General features: G+C 74.6%; 2 pseudogenes. One reads left to right on the plus strand and one right to left on the minus strand.

The window, feature by feature from the left end:
- Window positions 1–58: 58 nt before the first annotated feature.
- Window positions 59–118 (plus strand): annotated as a pseudogene (locus ACNA7R_RS20535) (hypothetical protein); the annotation flags it as partial.
- 99 nt (window positions 119–217) lie between these two features.
- On the opposite strand, the pseudogene ACNA7R_RS20540 reads toward ACNA7R_RS20535, so the two are convergent.
- Window positions 218–415, minus strand: a pseudogene (locus tag ACNA7R_RS20540) (exo-beta-N-acetylmuramidase NamZ domain-containing protein); the annotation flags it as partial.
- Window positions 416–617: the final 202 nt, after the last annotated feature.

A 617-nucleotide genomic window follows, 5' to 3' on the forward strand; every position in this document is an offset into this window, starting at 1 on the left:
CCCGGACCTGTCCGCGCCCGGGGTCGACATCGTGGCGACGTGCTCGCCGCAGCTGCCGGTGTGCCTGACCGGGGCGCTCGCCAGCCCCGACCCGCTGTTCTACGCCAGCCTGTCGGGCACCTCGATGGCGGCCCCGCACGTGGCCGGCATCGCCGCGCAGGTCCTGCAGGTCGACGACGACCGCGTCCACGGAGCGCAGCACCTCGGCGCTGGGTCGGCGCCGCGGCCCGTAGAGGCTGACGAGGGGCAGGCCGGTGCGCGGGTCGCGCCGGTCGGCGACCGGGGTCGCGTCGTCCTCGTAGCCGCTCCAGCCGTGCTCGGGGGTGAGCAGGGCGACGAGCTCGACGCCGGGCGCCGCGCGCAGCGCCTCGAGCGTCGGCGCGCCGGCGCCCGTCAGCGCCCCCAGGGCGAACATCACGGTCCCGGCCGGGATAAGGAAACCGAAAAAGGACAGGCCCTCCAGGAAGGTCACCGCGAACGCGACGAGCGGCGCCCATGCCTCGTTCTCGGCGGCCCAGCGGGGCAGGCGCTCGAAAAAGGATTGCTCGTCCAACCGATAAACTGCCCCGGCAGCATCGAGGAGGGCGGCGTGAGCTCACCTGCACCCAGGGCACGGG

The sequence above is a fragment of the Natronococcus sp. genome, assembly GCF_047921035.1.
GTDB lineage: Archaea > Halobacteriota > Halobacteria > Halobacteriales > Natrialbaceae > Natronococcus.